Here is a 25,485-nt window from a genome sequence, read left to right on the forward strand (position 1 = left end):
CTCCTGAAGAGGAGGCCGCCCCCGCCCGTTCCGCGTGCCGCTCAGTTCTCGTACGAGGCGATGTCGCCGATCACGGCGAATCCCAGGCCGTAGGCGCTCATGCCGCGCCCGTACGCCCCGATGTGGACCCCGTCGGGTGCGGAGCCCGCGAGCACCCAGCCGAACTCGGACTCGCGGTAGTGGAAGTCCACCGGTACGCCGTCCACGGGAAGGGACAGCGTCGACCAGGGCGCCCGGCCCAGGTCGTCCGCGATCTCGAACGCGGTCTCGGTCTGCTGGTTCAGCCATTCACCACGCAGGGTGTGGTCCATCTGCGGGGGCCAGGTGCAGTCCAGCAGGCCGGAACCGGCCAGCCAGGCAGCCGACGCGACCGTGGTCGCGTCCAGCACCCCCGTGCCGTCGTCGCTGTGCCGTACGGGGCTGCTGCCCACGGTCACGACCACGGCGAAACGCGCCTTCTCCGCACCGGCGTCCGCCCGCACGACGGGCTCCTCGCCGTGCCCGGTGGAACCGTGCTGCACCGTGTCGTCCGCCGCGGCGGTGACGTGCATCAGCCAGCGCGGCCCCGTGAACGCCTCGTCCAGCCCGTACCAGGGGAACGGCGCCTTGAGATAGCCGTCGACAGTACGCCGGGTCGCCGGCAACCCCTCTGCGGTGACTGTGCTGGGCGCACCGTCCGCCCCTGCCCGACTCGTCGTCTCCACTGCCCGGCCGCCTCCTCGATCATTCGCTGATCCGGAGCGGCCCTCCCCCCGTGGGCATGGGCAAACTCGCAACCGGACAGATGGAGAATAGCCATACCGTCCGGACGAGCCGGGATTGACGGGTCTCAGGTGGCGTCTGCGTCGAAGGGCGGGCGCTCGTCCTTGGCCGGCTGAGCGGGCTTCTTCAGGAGGTCGGGCGCTGCCGCCGCGCCGGTCGCGGCAGCGGCCCCGGACGCCGCGGCCCTGCCGGCGGACGAGGCGCTCTCGCTGCCGTTCACCGCGTCGGTGACCTCGGCCATCTCCTTGCGCAGGTCGAAGCTCTCCCGGATCTCCTTGAGCCCCAGCTCGTCGTTCCCGTCCATGAGCTGCTTGCGGACGAACGTCTTGGGGTTGAGGTCCTCGAACTCGAAGTCCTTGAACTGCGGTCCGAGCTCCGAGCGGATGTCTTCCTTGGCACTGTCCGAGAACTCACGGATCTTGCGGATGGTGCGCGTGACGTCCTGGATGACCTTCGGCAGCTTCTCCGGGCCAAATACGAGCACGGCGAGAACCACGAGCGTCAGCAGCTCGAGTGCGCCTATGTCATTGAACACCTTGCTGCTCCTCGTGTTCTCTGCGTGGTCTCCGCGTGATCTCCGCCGCCAGGTCGTCAGGGGCCCGGACCGCTCCACGGTACCCGCCGAAGCTGTCCTCGCGGTACCTGCCGGTGGCCGTCAGGTGCCGCTCGCCGAACCGAGCGTCAAAGTCATGGTCAGGTCTTTGCCACCGCGGGTCAGGACGAGCGCCAGCCGGTCACCGGGGCGGTGGGCACGGATCTTGACGATCAGTTCCTCGCCGCTGTGCACGCGCTGGCCCTCCACCTCGGTGATGATGTCGCCCGACCGGATGCCGGCGTCGTCGGCCGGTCCGCCCTTGGTCACCGCGGCCCCGCCGTCGGCCCTCTCGCCGCCGACCTTGGCTCCGTCGCCGGTGAACTCCATGTCCAGGGTGACGCCGATCACCGGGTGGGTGGCCTTGCCGGTGTTGATCAGCTCCTCGGCGACCCGCTTGCCCTGGTTGATCGGTATCGCGAAGCCGAGGCCGATGGAGCCGGACTGGCCGCCTTCGAGGCCGGATCCGCTGTCGGCGGCGCGGATGGCGCTGTTGATGCCGATGACCCGGGCCTCGGCGTCCACCAGCGGACCGCCGGAGTTGCCCGGGTTGATCGGCGCGTCGGTCTGGAGGGCGTCGACGTAGCTGACGTCCGTCCCGTCGCCCTTCTCGCCGCCCGCGGTGATGGGCCGCTCCTTGGCGCTGATGATCCCGGACGTGACCGTGTTGGACAGGTCGAAGGGTGCGCCGATGGCCACCACCGGGTCGCCCACCTGGACGTTGTCGGAGTTTCCGAGGGGCAGCGGCTTGAGGCCCGCGACACCGGTCACCTTGACGACGGCCAGGTCGTACCCGCTGTCCTTGCCGACGACCTCGGCGGGCGCGCTCTCCCCGCTGCTGAACGTGACGGTGATGTCCCCGCTGGAGCCCGCAGGCGCGACCACGTGGTTGTTGGTCAGGATGTGGCCCCTGGCGTCGAGGACGAAGCCGGTGCCCGTGCCGGACTCGGCGGAGCCGTTGACGTGCAGGGTGACCACGCTGGGCAGCGCGCTGGAGGCGATACCGGCGACGCTGTCGGCTGCGCGGCCTCCGTCGTCCCGGCCGGCCTGCGGCAGTTCGACCGTGGTCAGACCGCCGTTGCGCTCGACGTAGGCACCGATTCCGCCGCCGATCCCGCCCGCGACGAGGGCGAGCAGCGCCGCTGCGACGACGAGCGGTCCCCGGCGGCCCTTGCGCGGCCGGGCGTCCGCGCCCTGGCCGGGGCCGGGGTGGCTCAGCGGCTGCTGCGGGAGCGTGCCCCAGGGGTCGTAGCGCAGCCACTGCGAGGCCGGCTGCGGGGACTGCTGGTCCGGAAAGGTGGATGACATGCCGGTCCCGGGCGCCGCGGGCTGCTGCGGCACCGCGGGAGCCGGGGGTGCGTAGACCTCGCCGTGCCCCTGGCCGCCCTGCGCGGGGGCGGCGGGGAGGGGCGCGGGCGCGCCGTGGCCGTTCGTCCCGGCGTACGGGGGCGGTACGGCGGTCCCGTGGGCCGGAGTCGGCACCGGGCGCTGCACGGGCGGCGCGGGCGCCCAGGGGCCCGGGCCGCCGTAGGGCGGGGTGCTGTACTCGTCGGGCGCGTGCAGCGGCTGCGCACGGGGCCCGGCGGCTGACGGTCCGTGCGGCTCGGCGACCGGGGGTGCGGGCACCACGGACTCCGGCGCCACCGGGCCCGCGGCCGGCGGTGCGGCGGCCGGCGGTGCGGCGGCCGGCGGTGCGGCGGCCGGCGGTGCGGTGATGAAGTCGCCGGAGGGCGGGGCAGGTGTGAAGTCGCCGTCCGGTGTCACCGCCCCGGGCGGCTTCCCGGCTCCGTGCACGGCGGCCTCGCCGGCGCCCGCCGTCGCGGGCCCCGCGTCGTCCGCGCCGGCGGTGGCCGGGGTGTCGTCCTCCGGTCCGGCCGGGCGGTTCCGTTCCGTGGAAGGACGGCTCCACCACTTCGTCTTCGGCCCGCTGGGCTTCCCGTCGTCCATGCTCTCCCCGCCACTGGCCCTCGCACGCCCCACAGAGGCGTCCCTGCCGGAATTCAACCAGGTTTGCGAATCCGTGCGCAGGGACCCGGTCAGCGCAGCGGGGTGAGCGGCATCGCACGGTCCTGCAGCGGCGGGGCGGAGGCCGTGGCGGACGGTGCGGACGGCTTCGTGTCCGCTCCCTCACCGAGCAGGGCCGAGTACAACGGGCCGGCGTCGGTCGGGCGTATCAGCGGGGGCACCGCGACGTTCAGTGCCGGGTAGGCGAAGGTGCCCCCGGTGACCGTCGAGGTGCTCAGCAGCGAGGGTGCGGAGGCGAGCGCGGATCGGGCGGAAGCGGACGGCGTGATGCCGGGCAGGGCTCCCCGGTCGTCCCCGACCGCTAGGGCGCCTCCACCGCTGCGGCTCACCGCGGCGGCACCACCGGTCCGGTCCACCGCGTCGAGCGCGGGCGTGCTGGTCCCCGCGCCCTCGGCGCTGAGGGGCGGCTCGGGGCCGTAGTCGAGCGGGAGGGAACCGCCCAGAGCGATGGCCGCGAGCGAGACCGCGCTGGCGGCGACGAACGCGAAGCGCCGGGCGCGCCAGGGCGAACGGTCCGCGTCACGGCCCACGTCGTGGATGCGGAAGCCGGAGGCGGACGGGCCGCCCGGCAGCACGGCGGTCGAGCCGTGGGGCGTGGGGAGGTAGCCGAAGCCGTCCAGCGGCGAGCGCTCCGGGCCGACGGGCCCGCCGGGCTGCAGCACGGGGAAGATCCCCTCCCCGAATCGCCGGCCACCGCCGAAGCCGTCACCGGGGCCGCCGTCACCGCCGCTGGGGCCCCCGGGGAGGCCCTGGAGACGGGCGAGGAAGCCCTCGGAGGGCGAAGGGGCGGCGGAGGTCGCGAAGGCGCTCTTCAGCCGCCGCTGGGAGTCGGCCTCGGCCTTGCACCTGGCACAGGTCGCCAGATGGGCCAGGACCCGCTCCCGCGCGTCGTGTTTGAGCTCGCCGTCGACAAGCGCGGCGAGCCGGTCCCCCAGATGCTGTTCCGCGGGGGTCGGACCTGTGCCACTCACGCCGTACCTCCCTCCCCCGCCAGGACCGCGTCCGCGAGGGAACGCTGCTCGGCTCGGGCCTCGGGCGAACGGTGCTGGAGCGCCTTGCGCAGGTGCGAACGGCCGCGGTGGATGCGGCTGCGCACCGTCCCGAGCTTGACGCCGAGCGTGGCGGCGATCTCCTCGTACGACAGGCCCTCGATGTCGCAGAGCACGACCGCGGCACGGAATTCGGGCGCGAGGGTGTCCAGCGCCTGCTGCACGTCCGCGTCGAAGTGCGTGTCGTTGAAGACCTGCTGCGGGGACGGCTCACGGCTCGGCAGCCGTTCGGCCGCGTCGTCGCCGAGGGAGTCGAAGCGGATCCGCTGCTTGCGGCGGACCATGTCCAGGAAGAGATTCGTCGTGATTCTGTGCAGCCAGCCCTCGAAAGTGCCGGGCGTATAGGTCGACAGCGACCGGAAGACGCGGACGAAGACTTCCTGGGTGAGGTCCTCGGCGTCGTGCTGGTTGCCCGTCAGCCGGTAGGCGAGGCGGTACACACGAGCGCTGTGCGTGCTGACGATCTCTTCCCATGAGGGCGGGGTCCACGCCTGGGAATCCGCATCTGAGGCGAAGGTCGCGGTCGGTGCGGAATCGTTGGAAGAACGGTCAGCAATGTCGGTCACGGATTTCGGCTCACCAGCCGACCTGAGAAAGCGCCGCAGCGCACCTCTCCGATCCACAGGCGCAGCCGCACCTCCCCTATCGGCTCTGGTGGTGTCCAGTAGAGCCCCTACCATAGCCACCTCGCCCGTTAGCTCCGGATAAGCCTTTTACCTGCTGGTGCCCCGGTGTTCCGGGGAGCAAGGGGAACATTCCGGGCCCGGCCCCGGGGCCCGGTCCACGTGTTTCCCTCTGCCCCTTCCTAACGCCCGGTCCCATCAGCGGGTTCCCGGGTCCAGCGGATACAGTCACCGTTGCGCCAACTACGGGGACAGGAGAGGGTCATCACCGCCAACCGGCAGACGAGCTGGGCATTCGCCGACGCCTTTGTCGCCGAGGAAGAAGCTCTGCTCTGGGCCCGGGACCGGGCACACGAGACAGGGCTCCGCCCCGTGTCCTCGGGCACCGGTGCGGCACTGCGCCTGCTCGCTGCCAGCGCGGACGCCAAGTCGGTCGCCGAGATCGGCACCGGAACCGGCGTGTCCGGTATCTATCTGCTGCAGGGCATGCGCCCGGACGGCGTACTGACCACCGTCGACCCGGAGCCCGAGCGCCAGCAGTTCGCCCGTGAGGCCTTCCGCGCCGCGGGCTTCGCCACGAACCGGGCCCGCTTCATCCCGGGGCGCGCGCTGGACGTCCTGCCGCGGCTCGCCGACGGCGGATACGACCTCGTCTTCTGCGACGGCGACCGGCTCGAGAGCCTGGACTGCCTCGCTGAATCGTTGCGCCTGCTGCGACCCGGCGGCCTGGTCTGTTTCGAGGGTGTCTTCGCGGACGGCCGCACGATCGACTCCGCCGCACAGCCGGCCGAGGTGCTGCGCCTGAGGGAGCTGCTGCGGGCCGTGCGCGAGAGCCAGGAACTCATGGCGACGCTGCTGCCCGTCGGCGACGGACTGCTGTGCGCGGTGCGGCGCGGCTGACCGCGGGCCGGGCACGGCGCGGCTGACCGCGGGCCGGGCACGGCACGGTGCGGCGCGGCTGACCGCGGGCTTGGCGCGGCGACCGTCCGGCCGTGTACGGGACATGCGTCGGAGCCGGCCCCGACGCACCGCTGCCCCGGTACGGATTCCGTACCGGGGCAGCGGTGAAGTGTGGGCGCTTCCGCCTCAGCCGACGACCTTCTTCAGCGCGTCGCCGAGTGCATCGGCCTCGTCCGGAGTCAGCTCGACGACAAGCCGACCGCCGCCTTCGAGCGGAACGCGCATGACGATGCCCCGCCCCTCCTTTGTCACCTCGAGCGGGCCGTCGCCCGTCCGCGGCTTCATGGCCGCCATGCTCGTTCCCCTTCCTGAAACCAGCTCATCGCAGCCGGCGGCCCCATGACAGGCGCTGCCTCACCGGCGTCGAACACAATGCTTCCTCCGCATTATCCCGCATCAAAGACCCCGATGACCAACATCGGCCGGCATCGCTTGCGCAACGCGCTCTCTCAAAACCACCCAATTCGGCGATCCGGCTGCGATACTGCGCCGCCGCCGGGCCCCAGCCGAGGTCCAATCGTTAGACGCAGGTCACATGTCCGGCCCGCCGGATGTCCGCCATGCTTGCCTGGACAGGCACAACGCCGGAGCCGTAAGGGGACTGAGGAATGGCCGACACCATGGCTGACACCGTGCTCACGGACGTGAGCGACGGGCTCGCGACGATCACGATCAACCGACCCGACGCGATGAACGCCATGAACACCGCCGCCAAGGTCGCGCTCCGCGACACGCTCCGGGCGGTCGCCGACGACCCCGCAGTGCGGGCGGTTCTGCTCACCGCGACCGGGCGCGCCTTCTGCGTCGGCCAGGACCTCAAGGAGCACGTCGCCAAGCTCTCCGAGGCGCGCGAGGCGGACGGCGGCAACGCGCTGAGCACGGTGCAGGAGCACTACAACCCCATCGTCCGGGCCCTCACGGAGATGGAGAAGCCCGTGGTCGCGGGGGTCAACGGGGTGGCCGCCGGGGCGGGCTTCGGATTCGCGCTCGCCGCCGACTACCGCGTGGTCGCCGACACCGCCTCCTTCAACACGTCCTTCGCGGGCGTGGCGCTGACCGCCGACTCGGGCGTCTCCTGGACCCTCCCCCGGCTGATCGGCGCGAGCCGCGCCGCCGACCTGCTGTTCTTCCCGCGCTCGATCTCCGCCCAGGACGCCTACGAGCTGGGCATCGCGAACAAGGTGGTGCCGGCGGCCGACCTGGCCAAGGAGGCGCACGCGGTGGCCCGCGCCCTGGCGGACGGGCCGACGGTGGCCTACGCGGCCCTGAAGGCCTCCGTGGCGCACGGCGCAGGGCACACGCTCGCCGAGACACTGGAGAAGGAGGACGAACTCCAGACGAGGGCGGGCGCGTCGCAGGACCACACGATCGCGGTCGAGGCCTTCCTCGCCAAGCAGCGGCCGAAGTACCTCGGCAGGTAGGGCTACCGGCCGCCGCCCCGCGCCACGCAGTCGGCCAGATGGTCGTCGACCAGGCCGCAGGCCTGCATGAGGGCGTACGCGGTGGTGGGGCCGACGAAGCGGATGGACCGCTTCTTCAGCTCCTTGGCCAGCGCGGTGGACTCGGGGGTGACCGCCGGGACGTCGCCGAGGACGCGCGGGGCCGGACGCGTGGCCGGATCGGGGGCGTACGACCAGATGAGCGCGTCCAGTTCGCCCGCGCCCCAGCCGGCCAGCACCCGGGCGTTGGCGAGCGTGGCGTCGATCTTGGCGCGGTTGCGGATGATCCCGGCGTCGGCGAGGAGCCGTTCCTTGTCGGCGTCGGTGAACTCCGCCACGGCGGAGATCTTGAACCCGGCGAACGCGCTGCGGAAGCCTTCTCGGCGGCGCAGGATCGTCAGCCACGACAGACCCGACTGGAACGCCTCCAGGCAGAGCCGCTCGAAGAGGGCGTCGTCGCCGTGGACGGGGCGGCCCCACTCGGTGTCGTGGTAGGCGAGGTAGTCCTCCGTGGACAGGCCCCACGGACAGCGCAGGCGCCCGTCGGGCGCCGGCTCGGCGCCGCTCACCGGCCGCCCTCCCCGTCCTGAGGACCTTCCCCGGCCGCGGGCGGCTCCCCGGGGCGCTTGAACAGGTCGGGGCCGTTCACCGCGGTCGCCTGGGCACCGGCGAGTGCCGACTCCAGCTCCGCGATGTGGGCGTCCCGCTCGGCCAGCTCGGCGCCCAGCCTGCCGAGGGCCTCGTCCACGTCCGTCATGCGGTACCCGCGCACGGCCATGGGCAGCCGCAGGGACTCGACATCGGCGCGGCCGACGGGCCGGTTCGTGGGCAGCGGGTCGGTGAGCCGCTCGGGCTCGACGTCCTGCAGCACCGCGCTTCCGCCTCCACCGACCACCGCCAGGGTGACCGCGGCCACGACCACGGCCATCGTGAGCAGCAAGAACCAGAACACGTGCATCTCCCCGGGAGCGGAATACCTGTCCAGGTCAGATCGTGCCATGCGCCACCGACAGTTAGGGTCGCAGGCGCAGGCGAGCTACAGGAGGAACCAGGGATGGGAAGCGCGGCGCTCAGGCTGGGGCGGCGGGAATTCGGGCCGGACGAGCCGGTGATCATGGCGATCGTGAACCGGACCCCCGATTCCTTCTACGACCAGGGCGCGACGTTCCGCGACGAGCCCGCCCTCTCCCGGGTCGAGCAGGCCGTCGCGGAGGGCGCGGCGATCATCGACATCGGCGGGGTGAAGGCCGGCCCCGGCGAGGAGGTGACGGCCCAGGAGGAGGCGCGCCGCACCGTCGGGTTCGTCGCGGAGGTGCGCCGCCGCCATCCGGACGTCGTGATCAGCGTGGACACCTGGCGCCACGACGTGGGCGAGGCCGTCTGCGAGGCGGGGGCGGACCTGCTGAACGACGCCTGGGGCGGCGTCGACCCGAAACTGGCCGAGGTGGCCGCACGGTACGGCGCGGGGCTCGTGTGCACGCACGCGGGCGGCGCGGAGCCCCGTACGCGGCCGCACCGGATCGCCTACGACGACGTCATGGCGGACATCCTGCGGGTGACCGTGGGGCTCGCCGAGCGAGCCGTCGGGCTCGGGGTCAGGCCGGACGGGATCATGATCGACCCGGGGCACGACTTCGGGAAGAACACCCGGCACTCCCTGGAGGCGACGCGCCGGCTGGACGAGATGACGGCCACGGGCTGGCCGGTGCTGGTCTCCCTCTCCAACAAGGACTTCGTCGGGGAGACGCTCGACAAGCCGGTGAAGGAACGCGTGCTCGGAACGCTCGCGACGACGGCCGTGTCGGCCTGGCTGGGGGCACGGGTGTACCGGGTGCACGAGGTGGCCGAGACCCGGCAGGTCCTGGACATGGTGGCGTCCATCGCGGGACACAGGGCCCCGGCGGTCGCCCGGCGGGGGCTGGCCTGAGCCGTCCCCGGCACCGGGGACGGCGGGCCCCGGGAGGGCCCGCCGCCGCTGCTACCGGCCGACCTCCTTCGTCACCAGCCGGACCGCCTCGTCCACGTCGTCCGTGACGTGGAACAGCATCAGGTCCCGCTCGGACGCCTTGCCTCCCGCGACCACCGTGTCCCGCAGCCAGTCCACCAGGCCGCCCCAGTACGCCGTACCGAACAGGACGATCGGGAAGCGCGTCACCTTGCCCGTCTGCACCAGGGTCAGCGCCTCGAAGAGCTCGTCGAGCGTGCCCAGACCGCCGGGCAGCACGACGAAGCCCTGCGCGTACTTCACGAACATCGTCTTGCGGACGAAGAAGTAGCGGAAGTTGACGCCGATGTCGACATGTGGATTCAGTCCGGACTCGAAGGGAAGCTCGATGCCGAGCCCGACGGAGACGCCCTTGGCCTCCCGGGCCCCCTTGTTCGCCGCTTCCATCGCCCCGGGACCACCGCCCGTGATGACGGCGAACCCCGCCTCGACGAGCGCCCTGCCGATCCGGACGCCCGCCTCGTAGTCCGGTCCGCCGGCCGGGGTGCGGGCGGAACCGAAGACGCTGATCGCGCTCGGCAGTTCCGCCAGCGCGCCGAAGCCCTCCACGAACTCCGACTGGATCCGCATGACCCGCCACGGGTCGGTGTGGACCCACTCCGAGTCGCCCTCGGAGTCCAGCAGCCGCTGATCGGTCGTGCCCGGCTGGACCTGGTCCCTGCGACGCAGTACCGGGCCCAGTCGCTGTTCCTCGGGCTTCACCGCGCCCTCGGGAATCTGCGCGCCCTCGGGGATCCGTGCGTCCTCCGGGTTGCCCATGACCTGCTCCCTCCGCCGACCTGCGATGTGCGTGTGTCGCTTCAGCGTAGATCGGCGGAGGTTACGCGCAGGGGAATGCCGTGAGTCAGCTGGTGAGCCAGGAGCGCAGGCGCTCCTCGCAGTGGGTGATCCGGTCGACCTTGACGTGCTCGTCCCGCTTGTGCGCGAACAGCGCGTCCCCGGGGCCGTAATTCACCGCGGGCACACCGAGCGCGCCGAAACGGGACACGTCCGTCCAGCCGAACTTGGGCTGGGCCGTGCCGCCGACCGCCTCCATGAAGGCCTTGGCGGCGGGGTGGGAGAGGCCGGGCATCGCGGCACCCGAGTGGTCGTCGAGGACGAACTCGGCGACGCCGCAGTCCGCGAAGACCTCCCGGACGTGCGCCTCCGCCTGCTCGGGGGTGAGGTCGGGCGCGTACCGGTAGTTGACCACCACGGTGCAGGCGTCCGGGATGACGTTGGTGGCGACGCCGCCCTCGATGCCCACGGCGTTGAGCCCCTCCCGGTACTCCAGTCCGTCGATGACCGGGCGGCGCGGCTCGTAGGCGGCGAGCCTGGCCAGGACGGGCGCCGCGGCGTGGATCGCGTTGGAACCCATCCAGCTGCGCGCGGAGTGGGCCCGCTCCCCCGTCAGCCGCAGGTGCACCCGGATCGTGCCCTGGCAGCCGCCCTCGACCTGCGCGTCGGAGGGCTCCAGGAGGACGGCGAAGTCCGCGTCGAGCCACTCGGGGTGCGCCTCGGCGATCTTTCCGAGGCCGTTGAGGTGGGCGGCGACCTCTTCGTTGTCGTAGAAGATGAAGGTGAGGTCGCGGTTGGGCTCCGGCACCGTCGCCGCGATCCGCAGCTGGACGGCGACGCCCGACTTCATGTCGGAGGTCCCGCATCCCCACAGCACGCCGTCGCCGTCGAGCCGGGACGGGACGTTGTCCGCGATCGGGACGGTGTCGATGTGCCCCGCCAGGACGACGCGCTCGGCACGTCCCAGCTGCGTCCTGGCCACGATGTTGTTGCCGTGGCGGTCGACGGTCAGGTGCGGCAGCGGGCGCAGGACCGCCTCGACCGCGTCCGCGAGGTCCTTCTCCTGCCCGCTGACCGAGGGGAAGTCGACCAGCCGGGCGGTGAGCTCCGGACCGTCCAGGGCGAGGTCGAGCGTGTGTCCATCCATGGTCCCGAGCCTAAGGGACTTCGGCCTCGGCCCCGGCCGTACCCTCCAGTACGGTTGGCCCCGTGCCCCGGACCAGCGCCCCTCCCCGCCGCCGCAGCCGCCTCCTCCGCGTCGTGGCCGCTCTCGCCGTGCTCGTGGCACTGTCCGGCTATCTGGCCGTGCAGTACCTCTCCGGGCACAGGGGGGCGCCCCGCTGCACCGTGGGCCCCGCCGACGGCGGCGAGGGACGTACCTACGAGCTGACCCCCGACCAGGCCGCCAACGCGGCGACCGTCTCCGCTGTGGGCACCACGCGCGGGCTGCCCGAGCGTGCGGTGACGATCGCGCTGGCGACCGCGCTGCAGGAGTCCGCGCTGCGCAACATCGACCACGGCGACCGGGACTCGCTCGGACTCTTCCAGCAGCGCCCCTCGCAGGGGTGGGGAACCCCCGAGCAGATCATGGACCCGGTCTACGCGTCGGGGAAGTTCTACGACCACCTGGCCGAGGTCCCCGGCTACTCGCGGCTGCCCCTGACCGTCGCGGCGCAGAAGGTCCAGAAGAGCGGGTTCCCGCAGGCGTACGCCAAGCACGAGCCGGACGCGGCGCTGCTGTCGGCCGCGCTGACCGGGCGCGCCCCCGCCTCACTGACCTGCTCGCCGTCGACGGCGGCCGAGGGCCCGGGGGACGCGGCCGAGGTGCGGTCCGACCTGGCGCGCGCCTTCGGGAAGGACGTCCTGCCGTCCGCCGGGTCGGCGGGGGCCGCTGCCGCGAGCACGGTGTCGGTGCCCGTGCCGGCCGGCGACGGGGCGGCGTCCCGTCGGGGCTGGGAGCTCGCCCACTGGGCGGTCGCCCGCGCCGGCACCCTGCGGATCGACGAGGTCTCGTACGCGGGCAGGGTGTGGACAACCGACACGGGCTGGCGGACGGAACGCGCCGAAGGCGGGAAATCGCTCGCCGGCACCGTCCGAATGCGTCTCGCTCAGTAGTTCTCCCTGTCATCCGTACGGGCCGTCCGAGGCCCATCGGACCCGTCGTCGCGCCAGCCTTCCTGAGCCCCCGCACGAGTGGGCAATCCCCTTGCCCACAAGGTGAAGTGACGGTTCGTCACACGCTTGCCCCCTGCACCGTTCGCCCGGGTTCCTCCGTTGCGGATTATCTGACGCATTACCCACTCTTTACGTCGGTGCCCCGCAACCTTCCCCGCCCCCGGACCGGTTGTTCAGTGCGTCCGATCACCGGACAGGCGGATTCCGCATCCGCCACGAACCCGTTGACGTCCCGCCGAAGGAGCATCATGTCCCTCCCCCTGACCCGCCGGATCGCCCGTGCCGCACTGCTGATCGCCGCAGGTGCGGCACCCGTGGTCGGCGCGGCCGGTGCCGCGGGTGCCGCGGGGCTCCCGCAGACCCCGGCGCTCGGCGGCCTCACCTCGCTCGACGGTGCCGGTGTCACCAGCACGCTGGACTCCACCGCCAAGCAGGGCGGCGAGGTGGCCAACGAGACCGGCGGCAAGGTGGTCGGCACGACCCTGCCCGCCGCCGGCAAGGCCCTGGAGACGGCCGGTGACGCCGCGGGCGGCGAGCTGTCGCCCGGCACCCTTCCGACCAAGGGCCTGCCGATCGGCTGATCCACCGGCACCCCACGCCGTACGGACACGCGAAGGGGCCTCGGGAGTGCGCACTCCCGAGGCCCCTCGCCGTACGGAGGCCCCTTCGCGGGCCGCCGCCGGAACAGCCGCTCGGCCGCCGCTAGGACAGCCGCTTGACCGCCGCGTCCACGCGCTCGTCCGAGGCCGTCAGGGCCACCCGTACGAAGCGGTCCCCGGCCGGCCCGTAGAAGTCGCCCGGAGCCACCAGGATGCCGAGCTCCGCCAGATGCGCCACGGTCTCCCAGCACGCCTCGTCGCGCGTGGCCCAGAGGTAGAGGCTCGCCTCGCTGTGCTCGATCCGGAAGCCGTGGGCCTCCAGCGCCGCACGCAGCACCGTGCGCCGCCGCGCGTAGCGCGCCCGCTGCTCCGCCACGTGCGTGTCGTCGCCGAGCGCCGCGACCGTCGCCGCCTGGACCGGCGCCGCGGTCATCATCCCGCCGTGCTTGCGGATCTGGAGCAGTTCACCGAGGACGGCCGCGTCACCCGCGACGAAGGCCGCCCGGTATCCGGCGAGGTTGGAGCGCTTGGAGAGCGAGTGGACGGCGACGACGCCCTCGTACGTACCGCCGCAGACATCGGCGTGGAGCACGGAGACGGGCTCGGCCTCCCAGCCGAGCTCCAGGTAGCACTCGTCGCTGAAGACCAGCACACCGTGCTCACGCGCCCAGGCCACGATCCGGATCAGCTCGTCCTTCGGCAGGACGCGGCCCGTCGGGTTGGACGGGGAGTTGAGCCAGAGCAGCTTCAGCCCTTCCGGGTCCAGCTCCGTCGGGTCGTCGTAGACGACGGGCTCGGCGCCGCAGAGCCGCGCGCCGACCTCGTACGTCGGGTAGGCGAGCCGCGGGTAGGCGACCTTGTCGCCGGCGCCGAGGCCGAGCTGGGTCGGGAGCCAGGCGACCAGCTCCTTGGAGCCGACCACGGGCAGCACGTTCCCGTGCGTCACCCCGACCGCGCCGAGCCTGCGCTCCGTCCAGCCGGTCAGGGCGTCACGCAGCGCCTCGGTCCCCCACACCGTCGGATAGCCGGGACTGTCCGCGGCGCCGATCAGCGCCTGCTGGATCAGCTCGGGCACCGGGTCGACGGGAGTGCCGACCGAGAGGTCCACGATGCCGTCCGGATGGGCCACGGCCGTCGCCTTGAAGGGCGCGAGCCTGTCCCAGGGGAAGGCCGGGAGGCGGGAGGAGACGGGAACTGCTGCGGACACGGAACTCTGCTTTCTCGTACGGGGGCGTGGCGGCCGGGAAACACCTCGGCCCCGCACGGTGACGAGCCGTACGGGACCGGGCGGCGCTCGTGCGGCCGCTTACTGGTTCTGCGGCGGCAGCGCGGCGATGAACGCGTGGTCGCGCTCGATGAGACCCAGCTTGGAGGCGCCACCCGGCGAGCCGAGATCGTCGAAGAACTCGACGTTCGCCTTGTAGTAGTCCTTCCACTCCTCCGGGGTGTCGTCCTCGTAGAAGATGGCCTCGACCGGGCAGACCGGCTCACAGGCTCCACAGTCGACGCACTCGTCCGGATGGATGTACAAGGACCGTGAGCCCTCGTAGATGCAGTCGACGGGGCACTCTTCGATGCAGGCCTTGTCCTTCACGTCGACACAAGGCTGCGCGATGACGTAGGTCACGCTGTCGTTCCTCCTCGGTAGGGCGTTGGCTCTCGCGCGGGAGCGCGGCGTCGTCGATGCCCGCCCCTAGTATCTCCGTTCCGGGGCACGATCCGAACAGGAGGGGCAGACAGAGCTGTGGAATTCACCATGGGCGGACGGCTCGAGGTTCGCATAACGGCCGCTGACGTGGGAAAACGGGTGTCCGTACGGCGCGTCGTCGACGCCCGGGGCGAGGGCGCGAAGTTCACCGACACGGTCGGGGTTCTCACATCGTGGGACGACGGCGTGCTGTCGGTCACGACGAAGAGCGGCGAGAGCATCCGCATCGCGGAATCCTCGCTGGTGGCGGGCAAGGTGGTACCTCAGGCACCGGCACGCCGCCGCGGCCCCGCCGCCTCCTTCGGCGAACTCGCCCTGGTCACCGCGCGCGCCTGGCAGCCCGTGGAGAGCGAACTCCTGGGCGACTGGCGCCTGCGCGCCGCCGGTGGATTCACCCGGCGCGCCAACTCCGTGCTGCCGCTCGGCGATCCGGGCGTCCCGCTGGGTGAGGCACTCGGGCGTGTCCGGGGCTGGTACGGGGACCGGGGGCTGCCCGCCTTCATCCAGACCGCCACCGGGGCCGAGGGCACGCAGGAGCGGCTCTGCGCGGACCTGGAGGAGCACGCGTGGCGGCGCGAGGTGACGGCCGAGGTGCGGATCGCGGCGCTGGCTCCGATCGGCGACCTGGACACGGACGTCTCCGCGGTGCGGACGGCCCGGCAGCCGGACGATGCGTGGCTGTCCCGGTACCAGCGCTTCGAGACCCCCGGGCCGCATGTGCTGACGGTGCTGGGCAGCGGCCCCTCGGTGTGGTTCGCCTCCGTAGCGGGCGACGGTCCGGAGGGGGTGCCCGCCGCGATCGGACGCTGCGTGGTGGACGGCCGCTGGGCCGGCTTCATGGCCGTCGAGGTGGGCCCGGAGCACCGGCGCCGCGGTCTCGCGACGGCCGTCATGACGGCGCTGGCCCGTGCGGCACTGGACGAAGGAGCCTCCGCGGCGTGGCTCCAGGTGGAGGCGGACAATGAAGGTGCCCGTGCGCTGTACGACGGCATGGGCTTCGCCACCCACCACCGCTACCACCACTTCCGGTCCGCGTAGCGGAGACAGCAGCGGGGATACGTGTCATACATGAGCTCCGATGATCCCGGCAGGTCCGAGCGACGGCGGCGGTTCGCCGAGGAGGCGCGCGCCGAACGGCCGGACCTCGCGCTCCTCTGCCTGCTGCTCGGCGCGGAGGCGTCCCCGCCCTCGGCGGGGGACGCCGATCCGTACGGCGTCGACGCGGCACAGATCGAGCTGGACCGGCTGGCCGGCCTCCTCCCGTACGGAGCCCGCGGCGCCCGCGTCTGGGCGTCGGCGCTCGCCGAACTGCTGGGCGAGCGATGCGGTTTCGCGGGCTCGTCCCCGGACTACCAGCGGCTGGACTCGTCGGTGCTCCAGCAGGTCCTCAGGCGCCGCAGAGGGCTGCCGATCCTGCTGTCCGTCGTCTGGATCGAGGTCGCCAGGAGGGCGGGGGCGCCCGTCTACGGGGTGGCGCTCCCGGGCCACTACGTGGTCGGGTTCGGCGACCCGGCGGAGCGGGTGCTGGCCGACCCCTTCGCCGGCGGCGCCCCGCTGAGCGGCGAGGACGCGGAGCTGATGGTGGCGGGTGCGACGGGAGCGCCGCCGGCGACCCCGATGCCGGCGCCCGCCAGACCCCTGGAGACGGTCCTGCGGATCCTGAACAACGTCCGGGCCTGGGCGTCGGCACGCCCCGAGCGCACGGACGTGGCGCTGTGGGCGCTCGAACTCTCCCTGCTGCTTCCCTCCCACCCCGCCAGGCTCCGGTACGAGCGGGCCCAGCTCCTCGTGCAGCGCGGGGAGTTCCTGCGCGGGGCGGCGGAGATGGAGGAGTACGCCGAGATCGTCGACGGCATCGAGCCGACGGCCGCCGAGGCCATCCGCCACCGCGCCCAGGCCGCCAGGGCGCTGCTGAACTGACGTGGGCCGGAGTTCCCGCCCGTCATCTTGTGAACTCAGGGCCGGCTCCATCTGCGCACAGAACACCGCAATCGGCGCACGGCCGACGCCACATGTTGCCCCCGCGCCGAACAACTGAGACTCCTGATGCACACCTCTTGACGTGTCCAGGGCGACAGCGGTTACATCGGCGACACGAGAGAGCGCTCTCTCGCTCTCTCGAAGTTCCGTCGTGCACCCGTACCACGACTCAGGAGACGTCATCCATGCACGTTCCCCCCACGAATTACGCGCCCCCCACCGCGCCCCGCAGGCACCGCAGGTCCAGAGCGCTCGGTTTCGCCGCGCTCGCCGTTTCGCTGCTCATGGCCTTCCCCACAGCCCAGTCGGCGTTCGGCGAGGAGTCCGCGGACCTGGTCGGCGGTGGTGACCTCGGTCCCAACGTCCTGGTCTTCGACCCCTCGACCCCGGACATCCAGGGCAAGGTCGACGAGATCTTCAAGAAGCAGGAGTCGAACCAGTTCGGCACCGACCGCTACGCGCTGATGTTCAAGCCGGGCACCTACAGCGACATCAACGCGCAGATCGGCTTCTACACCTCCATCGCCGGCCTCGGCCTGAACCCCGACGACACCACCTTCAACGGTGATGTCACCGTCGACGCCGGCTGGTTCAACGGCAACGCCACCCAGAACTTCTGGCGCTCGGCCGAGAACCTGGCCCTCAACCCGGTCAGCGGCACCAACCGCTGGGCCGTCTCCCAGGCCGCACCCTTCCGCCGCATGCACGTCAAGGGCGGACTCAACCTCGCACCCGACGGCTACGGCTGGGCCAGCGGCGGCTACATCGCCGACAGCAAGATCGACGGCCAGGTCGGCCCCTACTCGCAGCAGCAGTGGTACACCCGCGACAGCTCGATCGGCAGCTGGGGCAACGGCGTCTGGAACATGACGTTCTCCGGCGTCGAGGGCGCCCCCGCCCAGAGCTTCCCCGAGCCGCCGTACACGACGCTGGAGACCACCCCGGTCTCCCGTGAGAAGCCCTTCCTCTACCTCGACGGCGACGACTACAAGGTCTTCGTCCCGGCGAAGCGCACCAACGCCCGCGGTACGACCTGGGCGGGCGGCACCCCGCAGGGCGAGTCCATCCCCCTGGACCAGTTCTACGTGGTCAAGCCGGGCGCGACCGCCGAGACCATCAACGCGGCGGTGGACCAGGGCCTGCACCTGCTGTTCACGCCGGGCGTCTACCACGTCGACCAGCCCATCGAGATCGACCGCGCGAACACCGTCGCCCTCGGGCTCGGCCTCGCCACGATCATCCCGGACAACGGGGTGACCGCGATCAAGGTCGGCGACGTCGACGGCGTCAAGCTCGCCGGACTCCTGGTCGACGCCGGCCCGGTCAACTCCGAGACCCTCGTCGAGGTCGGCCCCGAGGGCGCCTCCGGCGACCACTCGGCCAACCCCACGTCACTGCAGGACGTGTTCGTACGGATCGGTGGTGCCGGCCCCGGCAAGGCCACGACCAGCATCGTCGTCAACAGCGACGACACGATCGTCGACCACACCTGGGTCTGGCGCGCCGACCACGGCGAGGGCGTCGGCTGGGAGACCAACCGCGCCGACTACGGCCTGACGGTCAACGGTGACGACGTCCTGGCCACCGGCCTGTTCGTCGAGCACTTCAACAAGTACGACGTCCAGTGGAACGGCGAGAACGGGAAGACGATCTTCTTCCAGAACGAGAAGGCGTACGACGCCCCGAACCAGGCCGCCATCCAGAACGGCGACACCAAGGGCTACGCCGCCTACCGGGTCGCCGACTCCGTCACCACCCACGAGGGCTGGGGCATGGGCAGCTACTGCTACTTCAACGTCGACCCGACCATCCGCCAGCAGCACGGGTTCCAGGCCCCGGTGAAGCCCGGAGTGAAGTTCCACGACCTGCTCGTGGTCTCCCTCGGAGGCAAGGGCCAGTACGACCACGTCATCAACGACACCGGATCTCCCACGTCCGGTGACACCACCGTCCCGTCCCAGGTGGTGTCCTTCCCGTAGTCCGGGGGGAGGCAGGGGCCCGGCCGTCCACGGCCGGGCCCCTGCCTCGTTCGCACCGCACGCCGTTCAGAGCACGCAGAACTCATGGCCTTCCGGGTCGGCCATCTCCACATGGTCGGGCCGCCCCTGCAGCTCGTGCTCCCGGATCACCGTGCCGCCCGCGGCCGTCAGCCGCTCCACGGCCTCGGTGACCCGCGGCCACCGGATCTCCCACGGGGTCTCCCGGCCGCCGCCCGCCTGCACGTCCAGGTGCAGGCGGTTCTTCGCCCCCTTCGGCTCAGGGACCTTCTGGAAGGACAGGCTCGGGCCCGTGCCGTCCGGGTCGGACAGATAGGCGCCGTCGTCCCACTCCTCCTCCGGTACGCCGTGGTGGGCGAACCACGCCTCCCAGTCCGCGAACCCGGCGGGCGGCGGCTTCTCCACGTATCCCAGGGCCAGCGCCCAGAAGCGTGCCAGTCGCTTCGGGTGCGCACAGTCGATCGTCAGGCTCCACCTGGTGGACATGAACCCTCTCCTCCGCGAGCCGGGCGGCCCGGCGCCTCGTCCGCGCCGGCGGCCGTATGACGCCGCCCCCGCCCGGACATCCGGGCGGGGGCGGTCGTGCGGTGCGGCCGGGCCGGTCAGCCCGCGCCGTTCAGGTCGATCGCGACGGTGCGCTCCGCAGGTGTCCTGCCGAGCAGTGCGCCCTGCATGGCCTGGGCCACGTCGTCCGCGCTGACCTCGTGCTTCTTGCCGTCGCCCTTGGTGATCGTGATGCCGTCGAAGACGCCGTCCAGCAGGGTCTCGATCGCCTGCTTGTCGTAGACCTCGACCAGCCTGCCGTCGACCGGCTTCATGGAGAGGATCTGCGGCAGGGACTTGGCGGGGCCGAAGTCGATCTGCTTGGGTCCGGCCTTGATGGTCACCAGACCGGACATCGCCGGCTCGGCGAACTCCTTCATCGCCCGGTCCAGTTCGGCCTTGCTGATGGTGGGTTCGTGTGCGGCCACGGGCAGTTCGACGACAGCCGGCTCACCGGTCTGCACCTGCGCGCGGTAGGCATCGCGCACGGAGATCAGGGACCGGTTGACGTCCAGCGACTTCCCCGCCTTCCCGGGGACGGCCACGGCCTTGTTCGGCTCGAACTCGATCGTGCCGTCGTTGGCGGAACCGGAGACACCGGCCAGGTCGGTGAGCGCGACCCCGAGCTTCTCCTCGTCGACCGGGATCACCGGGTCGGCGGAGCGCGCCCCGCCGAACAGGGAGCCGATCACCGAGACCGGGTTGTAGTCGCTGCCCGCGGCGCCACGGACGGTCTCCTGGCTGTCCAGGGTGAGACCGGCCTTGTCGGGGGCGAGCTGCTCCTCCTTGCCGTCCACGGACAGCTTCAGAGGCGTCCGGGCACGCTTGCCGAGGGCGGCCTCCAGCTTGGTGACCGCCTCCTCCTTCGTCCCGCCGCCGATGTCGACACCGAGCACGGTGGTGCCCTTGGGGATCTCGGAGTGGTTCATCAGCAGGCCTGCGCCGTAGGCGACACCGAACAGCACGAAGACGGCCACGCCCAGGAGGACCAGCTTGGAGCGGCCCTTCCTGGCCGGCGGCGCGGCCTTCGGAGCGGGCCGGGGGGCGGGCGCCGGGGCACCGAGGTCCGCCGGTCCGCCGCCCATCGGCCCCTCGGGCGGCCGGATCCCGCCGGGTCCGCCCGGGAACGCCGAGCGGGGCTCCGAAGGGATGACGGGGATGCCGCTGGTGAGCGTGTCACCGGAGACGTTGCCGCCGTTACCCGGCCCGGGGGCCGGGGCGGGGGCCTGCGGCGTCAGGATCGCGGTGTCGTCCGACATCCGGGGCGGTACGCCGCCGGGGCCTCCCGGCCGGGGGCCGGAGGGGCCACCGGGGCCCGCCTGGCTGCCCGCTCCGGGAAGACGGTCGAGGTTCGGCGTCAGCGACGAACTCCCGGTGACCGGCCCGGTGGTGGGTCCGGAGGGTCCCGGTCCGGCCGGCGGCCGCATGACGGGGTTCGGCCCGGACCGCGGACCGGCGGGGCCGCCCGCGTCCAGGTCGTCGAGCGCGCTCCGCCCGGGACGGGGCGCGCCGGGCTGCTGCGGGCCGTCCGAGAAGTACGGCGAGCCCGTGCCGGGCGGCGTCGGCCCGGGACCGCGGCCACCGCCGGACGGGTCACCGGAGGGGGCGCCGCCGGGGCCGGGCGCTCCCGGAGCCGAGGCGGCGGGAGCCGCGCCCGCACCGGGGGCGGGTGCCGGGGCCTTGCGCGGGGCGAACCAGTCGCTGCCGCTCTTCTCCCTGGCCGGCTTCTCGGCCGGGGCCTCGGCGGCGGGGCCGCCGTCGCGTCCGTCCGGACCGGCGCCGGGCACCCCACCGGACGACGGCGCGGACGCGCCGGGCCTCGGGGTGCTGCCGGTGCGCTCGGTGTCGGGACGTCCGCCGGACGGATCCGTCTCACTCATCGGCGTACGCATGACGACGGGCGGGATCGGACGCGAGCCCGGGATGTTGATCCGGATACGCGTCGTCAGCGTCGTCTCTGTTCTGGGCTCCTCGGGCTGAGGCGGATCCGCAGGCTCCGGAGTCTCCTCCGTCCCGTCCTGAGACGGGTGCAGCGACGGATACTGGCGTGATCCGTACGGCGGCGTACCCGACGGGTACGCGGCTCCGCCGCGCCCCTGGGGCCCGGAGGACGAACTGTCAGTTTCACGACTCAAAGCAGGTTCTCCCGATTGGCTCCGCCGCCCGTACTTCCCCCATGCCGCAGGCCAGGGGACGGCTCGGCGCGCGCACCACCATACTGGCCGCCACCGTACGACTCTCCGCGCCGGGGGGAAACAAGGATGCATGCTCCCGTGTGCGAAGGAGCAATCCGGGGGCGGTCATAGCACATCACGTGCCGGTTCGGCCGGTGTCGTCGGCCGGATACGGCAGTCGCGACATCGTGGCACAGATCACAGCGACAGCCATCCCTCCGAGCATGAAGAGGGCCAGGCCGATCTCCTGGCCGAAGACGTAGTCGCCCTCGGGACGTCCGCCGAGGAGGACGACGACGGCGACGAACCAGCCCACCGCCGGTACCAGCGCGCCGAGCTGCGTCCGCGTCAGCACCCGGCTGCCGTAGAACAGCCCCGCCGACGCGGCGAGCGCGAGCAGCAACCCGCCCGGGAACAAGGCCGCCTGGAGCAGGGTGCCCGCGATTCCGACGGCCGCGCCGACCACCGCGAGAGCGGCGTACAGCGGGATCCGCCGGGGGTTCGGGGGCGCCGCGAGCCCTGTGGGCGCACTCCTGGGCGGGGCGTTGGTACGCGGGGACTGCGACGCGGCGCGCTGCCTCTGCCTGCTGCTCATGTCCGTGCCCCCGGTGCGAGGGCCGATTCCGGCAGGCCCGCGAAGAGATCGTGCTCGCGGTCGCCGGCGTCCCCGCCGGGGACCCCCCGCACCAACTGGTAGTACTCGGTGGTGAAGACGGGCTGCCCCAGGTCGTTCGAGAGGGCGAAGAACGGCCCGTCGACGGCGATCTGGGTGGCGTGCGCCCGCATGGCGGCGGTCTTCGCCGCGGCGTACGCCGATCCGTCGATCTCGGCCGTGATCTCCGCGTCGTCCACGACACCGGGCACGTCGTCGATCGCGGCGATCCCGGGGAAGGCGTCGGGGGCGGTGTCCCGCAGCCGCGCGAAGGCCTCCTCGGCCACGGCACGGGGCACCCGGTTCCAGTAGATCTTGGCGACGGTGTGCGGGGCTCCGGCACCGGCGTCGTACGCGGGATCGGCGGCGAGGTCGGCCGCGCGCATCGCGACGCGGTGGGCCTGGATGTGGTCGGGGTGGCCGTACCCGCCGTCGGGGTCGTACGTGATCATGACCTGGGGGCGCAGCGACCGGATCACTCCGACGAGGTGGCCGGCCGCCTCGTCGAGGCCGGCGTCCCAGAAGGCGCCGGGCCGGTGGTTCTGCTCGGTGCCCATCATCCCGGAGTCACGGAAGAGGCCGGGGCCGCCCAGGAACCGGTGGTCGGTGACCCCGAGCTCTCGCATCGCGGCGGCGAGTTCACCGACGCGGTGGTCGCCCAGGCCGCCGGCCCGGTCCGCGGCGAGGTGTGCGAGGTCCGGCGGGATGACCTCGCCCTCCTCGCCGAGGGTGCACGTCACCAGGGCCACGTGGGCGCCCTCGGCCGCGTACCTGGCCATGGTGGCGCCGTTGTTGATCGACTCGTCGTCGGGGTGTGCGTGCACCAGGAGCAGACGGCGGGCGGGAAGGTCCTTCATGGGACCACCCTACGAGCAGGCCGCCCCACGGGCCGAACGCCCCACGGAGTCCGGGGCGCCCGGCGGCGCACCTGTCAGAACTTGATCCCCCCGATCATGCCTGCCACGTTCGACGTCACCTCCGAGATGGTCGGCGCGATCGACGAGCTCGCCAGGTAGAACCCGAGCAACATGCAGACCACCGCGTGTCCGCCCTTGAGTCCGGATTTCCGGATCAGCAGGAAGACGACGATCGCCAGCAGCACCACCGCCGAAATCGAGAGTGCCACGGCGGTTCACCTCCATCAGTACGGTCGGGACGGGCAGCACACATGGAGCCAGCAGGTTCATACCCACCGAGCGCTACGGATCATAACTATCCGTGCCGACGCATTGATCGGGGCACAGCAGCACGAGGGGCGCACGGACCGGCCGTCGCGGACTAGGTTCGGAGCCATGACCTCGCAGAAGCTGTCTTTTCCCCGCCAGCACGCCCGGACCCAGCGGTTCACTCTCGGCGCACCCCGGGCCTTCACCGTCTCACCGGATGGGACGCGGGTGCTCTTCCTCAGGTCGTGCTCCGGAACCGACCGGACGAACCGGCTCATGGTCCTGGACACGGGGACGGGCGAGGAGCGCGTCGCCGCCGATCCCGGCGCCCTGCTGGGCGGTTCGACGGAGAAGCTGTCGCCGCAGGAGCTTGCACGGCGTGAGCGGACGAGGGAGGGGTCGGCCGGCATCGTGGGCTACGCGGTGGACGACGCGGCGGAGTTGGCCGCGTTCGCGCTCTCCGGCAAGGCCTACGTCGCCGAGTTGAGGGCGGGCACGGCGCGCGCCCTGCCGGTGCCGGGCCCGGTGATCGATCCGCGCCCCTCCCCCGACGGCCGGCTCGTCGCCTACGTGACGCGGGGCGCGCTGCGCGTCGTGGGAGCGGACGGCGACGGTGACAGGCCCGTCGCCGAACCGGAGGACGCGCACACCGCGTACGGCCTCGCGGAGTTCGTCGCGGCGGAGGAGATGAGCCGCTACCGGGGTTTCTGGTGGTCGCCGGAGTCCGACCGCCTGCTGGTCGCCCGGGTCGACGACAGCGCCGTACAGCGGTGGTGGATCGCCGATCCGGCGCACCCCGGGAGCAAGCCCGCCGAGGTCGGCTATCCGGCGGCGGGAACGGCAAACGCGGAGGTGCGGCTCTTCGTGACGGACCTGGACGGCACCCGCACCGAGGTCGTCTGGGACCGGGCCCGCTTCCCCTATCTGGCGCGGGTGCACTGGTCCTCGCACGGCGCCCCGCTCCTCCTCGTGCAGGCCCGTGACCAGCGCAGTCAGCGGTATCTGGCCGTCGACACGGAGAGCGGAACGACCCGTACGGTGCACGTCGACGAGGACGCCGTCTGGCTCGACCTCTTCGCCGGGGTGCCCGCGTGGGCGCCCGACGGGCGGCTGGTGCGTGTGGCGGACGAGGGGGGCGCCCGGGTGCTCTCGGTCGGGGACCGGCCGCTGACCGGCGGCCAGCTGCACATCCAGGCGGTGCTGGACATCGGGGAGTCGGACATCCTGGTCCAGGCGGCGGCGGGTGAGGGCGCGGCGGACCCCGAGACGGGGCAGAGCCATGTGTACCGGGTCAACGAGCTGGGTGTGGAGCGGGTCAGCGAGGGCGCCGGGGTTCACTCCGCCGTGCGCGCGGGCGGGGTGACGGTGCTGGTGTCCGCGTCCCTGGAGCACCCGGGAACGGCCGTGCGGGTGCTGCGGGACGGCAAGCGGATCGCCGCGGTGGCCAATCTCGCCCAGGAGCCGGTCCTGACCGCGAGGGTCAGGCTGACGGAGGGGGGCGCACGGCGGATCCCGTGCGCCGTGCTGCTCCCCGCCGGCTACAAGGAATCCGACGGTCCGCTTCCGGTCCTGATGGATCCCTACGGTGGTCCGCACGGCCGCCGGGTGGTCGCCGCACACAATCCGCACCTCACGTCCCAGTGGTTCGCGGACCACGGATTCGCCGTGGTGGTCGCGGACGGGCGGGGCTCCCCGGGCCGGTCGCCCGGCTGGGAGAAGGCGGTGAGGGACGACTTCACCCTGACCCTCGACGACCAGGTCGAGGCACTGCACTCGCTGGCCGGGCGGTTCCCGCTGGACCTCTCGAAGGTGGCGATGCGCGGCTGGTCGTACGGCGGCTACCTCTCGGCGCTCGCGGTGCTGCGGCGCCCCGACGTCTTCCACGCCGCCGTCGTCGGCGCACCGGTGGCGGACTGGCGGCTGTACGACACCCACTACACCGAGCGCTACCTCGGCGACCCCGCGGAGCAGCCCGAGGTGTACGCCCGCAGCTCGCTGGTGACCGACGAGGGGCTCTCCGAGCCGGCCGACGGGGTGCGGCCGATGATGATCGTGCACGGCATGGCCGACGACAACGTCGTGGTCGCCCACGCGCTGCGGCTCTCCTCCGCGCTGCTGTCCGCCGGACGCCCTCACGAGGTGCTGCCGCTGAGCGGGGTGACGCACATGACCCCGCAGGAGCAGGTCGCCGAGAATCTGCTCCTGCTCCAGGTCGACTTCCTCAGGCGGTCCCTGGGGCTGCCCCGGGGGTAGGGCCTC

Annotated in this window: 26 protein-coding genes; 9 read left to right on the forward strand and 17 right to left on the reverse strand. The window is 72.4% G+C overall.

The window, feature by feature from the left end; genetic code table 11:
- Positions 1 to 41 precede the first annotated feature (41 nt).
- The 5 genes from ACFUNE_RS35040 to sigE all read right to left on the reverse strand — a co-directional run bounded on the left by ACFUNE_RS35040 (position 42) and on the right by sigE (position 5,108).
- Positions 42 to 704, reverse strand: a complete 663-nt coding sequence (locus ACFUNE_RS35040) for a hypothetical protein (protein WP_383576566.1) — start codon at positions 702 to 704, stop codon at positions 42 to 44.
- Positions 705 to 829: 125 nt separating this feature from the next.
- A complete protein-coding gene (locus ACFUNE_RS35045; protein WP_383576568.1) occupies positions 830 to 1,297 on the reverse strand; it encodes a sec-independent translocase in 468 nt (155 codons plus the stop codon).
- Positions 1,298 to 1,417: 120 nt separating this feature from the next.
- Positions 1,418 to 3,301, reverse strand: coding sequence for a trypsin-like peptidase domain-containing protein (locus ACFUNE_RS35050; protein WP_383576570.1), 1,884 nt, complete (start codon positions 3,299 to 3,301; stop codon positions 1,418 to 1,420).
- An 89-nt stretch (positions 3,302 to 3,390) separates the two neighbouring features.
- Entirely contained in the window at positions 3,391 to 4,350 is a 960-nt protein-coding gene (locus ACFUNE_RS35055; RefSeq protein WP_383576572.1) for an anti-sigma factor family protein, read from the reverse strand.
- Entirely contained in the window at positions 4,347 to 5,108 is a 762-nt protein-coding gene (sigE, locus tag ACFUNE_RS35060; RefSeq protein WP_383576700.1) for an RNA polymerase sigma factor SigE, read from the reverse strand. Before sigE ends, ACFUNE_RS35055 begins: the two co-directional genes overlap by 4 nt.
- 177 nt (positions 5,109 to 5,285) lie before the next feature.
- On the opposite strand from sigE, the gene ACFUNE_RS35065 reads away from it, so the two are divergent.
- Positions 5,286 to 5,951 (forward strand): O-methyltransferase, encoded by a 666-nt coding sequence (locus ACFUNE_RS35065; RefSeq protein WP_383576574.1) that lies wholly within the window; start codon positions 5,286 to 5,288, stop codon positions 5,949 to 5,951.
- Between the two features lie 186 nt (positions 5,952 to 6,137).
- On the opposite strand, the gene ACFUNE_RS35070 is transcribed toward ACFUNE_RS35065, so the two are convergent.
- Positions 6,138 to 6,305: a DUF3117 domain-containing protein gene (locus ACFUNE_RS35070; protein ID WP_003966491.1), complete on the reverse strand. Its 168-nt coding sequence runs from the start codon at positions 6,303 to 6,305 to the stop codon at positions 6,138 to 6,140.
- 314 nt (positions 6,306 to 6,619) lie between these two features.
- Here ACFUNE_RS35070 and ACFUNE_RS35075 point away from each other — a divergent pair, with 314 nt between their 5' ends.
- Positions 6,620 to 7,432: an enoyl-CoA hydratase/isomerase family protein gene (locus tag ACFUNE_RS35075; protein ID WP_383576576.1), complete on the forward strand. Its 813-nt coding sequence runs from the start codon at positions 6,620 to 6,622 to the stop codon at positions 7,430 to 7,432.
- 2 nt (positions 7,433 to 7,434) lie between these two features.
- Here the strand turns inward: ACFUNE_RS35075 and ACFUNE_RS35080 are convergent, their stop codons facing one another.
- Positions 7,435 to 8,019: a DNA-3-methyladenine glycosylase I gene (locus ACFUNE_RS35080; RefSeq protein ID WP_383576578.1), complete on the reverse strand. Its 585-nt coding sequence runs from the start codon at positions 8,017 to 8,019 to the stop codon at positions 7,435 to 7,437.
- Complete coding sequence (locus ACFUNE_RS35085; RefSeq protein ID WP_383576702.1) at positions 8,016 to 8,408, reverse strand: DivIVA domain-containing protein; 393 nt, start codon at positions 8,406 to 8,408, stop codon at positions 8,016 to 8,018. Before ACFUNE_RS35085 ends, ACFUNE_RS35080 begins: the two co-directional genes overlap by 4 nt.
- A 96-nt stretch (positions 8,409 to 8,504) precedes the next feature.
- Between ACFUNE_RS35085 and folP the strand changes: the two genes are divergently transcribed.
- Positions 8,505 to 9,377, forward strand: coding sequence for a dihydropteroate synthase (gene folP / locus ACFUNE_RS35090; protein WP_383576580.1), 873 nt, complete (start codon positions 8,505 to 8,507; stop codon positions 9,375 to 9,377).
- A 51-nt stretch (positions 9,378 to 9,428) separates the two neighbouring features.
- Here folP and ACFUNE_RS35095 read toward each other — a convergent pair whose 3' ends face one another.
- Both ACFUNE_RS35095 and dapE read right to left on the reverse strand, forming a co-directional pair.
- A complete protein-coding gene (locus tag ACFUNE_RS35095) occupies positions 9,429 to 10,214 on the reverse strand; it encodes a TIGR00730 family Rossman fold protein (protein WP_356737962.1) in 786 nt (261 codons plus the stop codon).
- Between the two features lie 85 nt (positions 10,215 to 10,299).
- Positions 10,300 to 11,379, reverse strand: a complete 1,080-nt coding sequence (gene dapE, locus ACFUNE_RS35100) for a succinyl-diaminopimelate desuccinylase (protein WP_383576582.1) — start codon at positions 11,377 to 11,379, stop codon at positions 10,300 to 10,302.
- A gap of 62 nt (positions 11,380 to 11,441) precedes the next feature.
- Here dapE and ACFUNE_RS35105 point away from each other — a divergent pair, with 62 nt between their 5' ends.
- Together ACFUNE_RS35105 and ACFUNE_RS35110 are read left to right on the forward strand one after the other, a co-directional pair.
- On the forward strand, positions 11,442 to 12,347 hold the full coding sequence (locus tag ACFUNE_RS35105) for a hypothetical protein (protein WP_383576584.1): 906 nt from the start codon (positions 11,442 to 11,444) through the stop codon (positions 12,345 to 12,347).
- A gap of 308 nt (positions 12,348 to 12,655) precedes the next feature.
- The gene (locus ACFUNE_RS35110; RefSeq protein WP_383576586.1) at positions 12,656 to 12,988 is read left to right on the forward strand and encodes an ATP-binding protein; all 333 of its coding nucleotides are present in this window, start codon (positions 12,656 to 12,658) and stop codon (positions 12,986 to 12,988) included.
- A 121-nt stretch (positions 12,989 to 13,109) separates the two neighbouring features.
- Here the strand turns inward: ACFUNE_RS35110 and dapC are convergent, their stop codons facing one another.
- Entirely contained in the window at positions 13,110 to 14,213 is a 1,104-nt protein-coding gene (gene dapC / locus ACFUNE_RS35115; RefSeq protein ID WP_383576588.1) for a succinyldiaminopimelate transaminase, read from the reverse strand.
- Positions 14,214 to 14,312: 99 nt separating this feature from the next.
- Complete coding sequence (fdxA, locus tag ACFUNE_RS35120) at positions 14,313 to 14,633, reverse strand: ferredoxin (RefSeq protein WP_014154250.1); 321 nt, start codon at positions 14,631 to 14,633, stop codon at positions 14,313 to 14,315.
- 117 nt (positions 14,634 to 14,750) lie between these two features.
- Between fdxA and ACFUNE_RS35125 the strand changes: the two genes are divergently transcribed.
- The 3 genes from ACFUNE_RS35125 to ACFUNE_RS35135 all read left to right on the forward strand — a co-directional run bounded on the left by ACFUNE_RS35125 (position 14,751) and on the right by ACFUNE_RS35135 (position 18,673).
- The gene (locus ACFUNE_RS35125; protein ID WP_383576590.1) at positions 14,751 to 15,752 is read left to right on the forward strand and encodes a GNAT family N-acetyltransferase; all 1,002 of its coding nucleotides are present in this window, start codon (positions 14,751 to 14,753) and stop codon (positions 15,750 to 15,752) included.
- 30 nt (positions 15,753 to 15,782) lie between these two features.
- Positions 15,783 to 16,634 carry a transglutaminase-like domain-containing protein gene (locus tag ACFUNE_RS35130; RefSeq protein WP_383576592.1) on the forward strand — a complete coding sequence of 284 codons (852 nt, stop codon included), beginning with the start codon at positions 15,783 to 15,785 and terminating at the stop codon, positions 16,632 to 16,634.
- Positions 16,635 to 16,879: 245 nt separating this feature from the next.
- Positions 16,880 to 18,673, forward strand: a complete 1,794-nt coding sequence (locus tag ACFUNE_RS35135) for a coagulation factor 5/8 type domain-containing protein (RefSeq protein ID WP_383576594.1) — start codon at positions 16,880 to 16,882, stop codon at positions 18,671 to 18,673.
- A 66-nt stretch (positions 18,674 to 18,739) separates the two neighbouring features.
- On the opposite strand, the gene ACFUNE_RS35140 is transcribed toward ACFUNE_RS35135, so the two are convergent.
- The 5 genes from ACFUNE_RS35140 to ACFUNE_RS35160 all read right to left on the reverse strand — a co-directional run bounded on the left by ACFUNE_RS35140 (position 18,740) and on the right by ACFUNE_RS35160 (position 23,186).
- Complete coding sequence (locus tag ACFUNE_RS35140; protein WP_383576596.1) at positions 18,740 to 19,177, reverse strand: VOC family protein; 438 nt, start codon at positions 19,175 to 19,177, stop codon at positions 18,740 to 18,742.
- Positions 19,178 to 19,293: 116 nt separating this feature from the next.
- Complete coding sequence (locus ACFUNE_RS35145) at positions 19,294 to 21,114, reverse strand: hypothetical protein (protein ID WP_383576598.1); 1,821 nt, start codon at positions 21,112 to 21,114, stop codon at positions 19,294 to 19,296.
- Between the two features lie 430 nt (positions 21,115 to 21,544).
- Positions 21,545 to 22,003 carry a DUF6113 family protein gene (locus ACFUNE_RS35150; protein WP_383576600.1) on the reverse strand — a complete coding sequence of 153 codons (459 nt, stop codon included), beginning with the start codon at positions 22,001 to 22,003 and terminating at the stop codon, positions 21,545 to 21,547.
- Positions 22,000 to 22,917, reverse strand: a complete 918-nt coding sequence (gene mshB / locus ACFUNE_RS35155; protein ID WP_383576602.1) for an N-acetyl-1-D-myo-inositol-2-amino-2-deoxy-alpha-D-glucopyranoside deacetylase — start codon at positions 22,915 to 22,917, stop codon at positions 22,000 to 22,002. Before mshB ends, ACFUNE_RS35150 begins: the two co-directional genes overlap by 4 nt.
- A 74-nt stretch (positions 22,918 to 22,991) precedes the next feature.
- Entirely contained in the window at positions 22,992 to 23,186 is a 195-nt protein-coding gene (locus ACFUNE_RS35160) for a hypothetical protein (protein ID WP_014154257.1), read from the reverse strand.
- 166 nt (positions 23,187 to 23,352) lie between these two features.
- Between ACFUNE_RS35160 and ACFUNE_RS35165 the strand changes: the two genes are divergently transcribed.
- Positions 23,353 to 25,479 carry an alpha/beta fold hydrolase gene (locus tag ACFUNE_RS35165; protein ID WP_383576605.1) on the forward strand — a complete coding sequence of 709 codons (2,127 nt, stop codon included), beginning with the start codon at positions 23,353 to 23,355 and terminating at the stop codon, positions 25,477 to 25,479.
- Positions 25,480 to 25,485 lie beyond the last annotated feature (6 nt).

The sequence above is a fragment of the Streptomyces sp. NPDC057287 genome (genome assembly GCF_042667905.1).
Classification (GTDB): domain Bacteria; phylum Actinomycetota; class Actinomycetes; order Streptomycetales; family Streptomycetaceae; genus Streptomyces.

Excerpts from the sequence above, each read along its gene's own strand:
- ACFUNE_RS35050 (WP_383576570.1), bottom strand. The coding sequence starts at position 3,301 with ATGGACGACGGGAAGCCCAGCGGGCCGAAGACGAAGTGGTGGAGCCGT.
- sigE (WP_383576700.1), bottom strand. The coding sequence starts at position 5,108 with ATGGTAGGGGCTCTACTGGACACCACCAGAGCCGATAGGGGAGGTGCG.
- ACFUNE_RS35070 (WP_003966491.1), bottom strand. The coding sequence starts at position 6,305 with ATGGCGGCCATGAAGCCGCGGACGGGCGACGGCCCGCTCGAGGTGACA.
- ACFUNE_RS35075 (WP_383576576.1), top strand. The coding sequence starts at position 6,620 with ATGGCCGACACCATGGCTGACACCGTGCTCACGGACGTGAGCGACGGG.
- ACFUNE_RS35085 (WP_383576702.1), bottom strand. The coding sequence starts at position 8,408 with ATGCACGTGTTCTGGTTCTTGCTGCTCACGATGGCCGTGGTCGTGGCC.
- folP (WP_383576580.1), top strand. The coding sequence starts at position 8,505 with ATGGGAAGCGCGGCGCTCAGGCTGGGGCGGCGGGAATTCGGGCCGGAC.
- ACFUNE_RS35095 (WP_356737962.1), bottom strand. The coding sequence starts at position 10,214 with ATGGGCAACCCGGAGGACGCACGGATCCCCGAGGGCGCGCAGATTCCC.
- dapE (WP_383576582.1), bottom strand. The coding sequence starts at position 11,379 with ATGGATGGACACACGCTCGACCTCGCCCTGGACGGTCCGGAGCTCACC.
- ACFUNE_RS35110 (WP_383576586.1), top strand. The coding sequence starts at position 12,656 with ATGTCCCTCCCCCTGACCCGCCGGATCGCCCGTGCCGCACTGCTGATC.
- ACFUNE_RS35130 (WP_383576592.1), top strand. The coding sequence starts at position 15,783 with ATGAGCTCCGATGATCCCGGCAGGTCCGAGCGACGGCGGCGGTTCGCC.
- ACFUNE_RS35135 (WP_383576594.1), top strand. The coding sequence starts at position 16,880 with ATGCACGTTCCCCCCACGAATTACGCGCCCCCCACCGCGCCCCGCAGG.
- ACFUNE_RS35140 (WP_383576596.1), bottom strand. The coding sequence starts at position 19,177 with ATGTCCACCAGGTGGAGCCTGACGATCGACTGTGCGCACCCGAAGCGA.
- ACFUNE_RS35145 (WP_383576598.1), bottom strand. The coding sequence starts at position 21,114 with ATGAGTGAGACGGATCCGTCCGGCGGACGTCCCGACACCGAGCGCACC.
- ACFUNE_RS35150 (WP_383576600.1), bottom strand. The coding sequence starts at position 22,003 with ATGAGCAGCAGGCAGAGGCAGCGCGCCGCGTCGCAGTCCCCGCGTACC.
- mshB (WP_383576602.1), bottom strand. The coding sequence starts at position 22,917 with ATGAAGGACCTTCCCGCCCGCCGTCTGCTCCTGGTGCACGCACACCCC.
- ACFUNE_RS35165 (WP_383576605.1), top strand. The coding sequence starts at position 23,353 with ATGACCTCGCAGAAGCTGTCTTTTCCCCGCCAGCACGCCCGGACCCAG.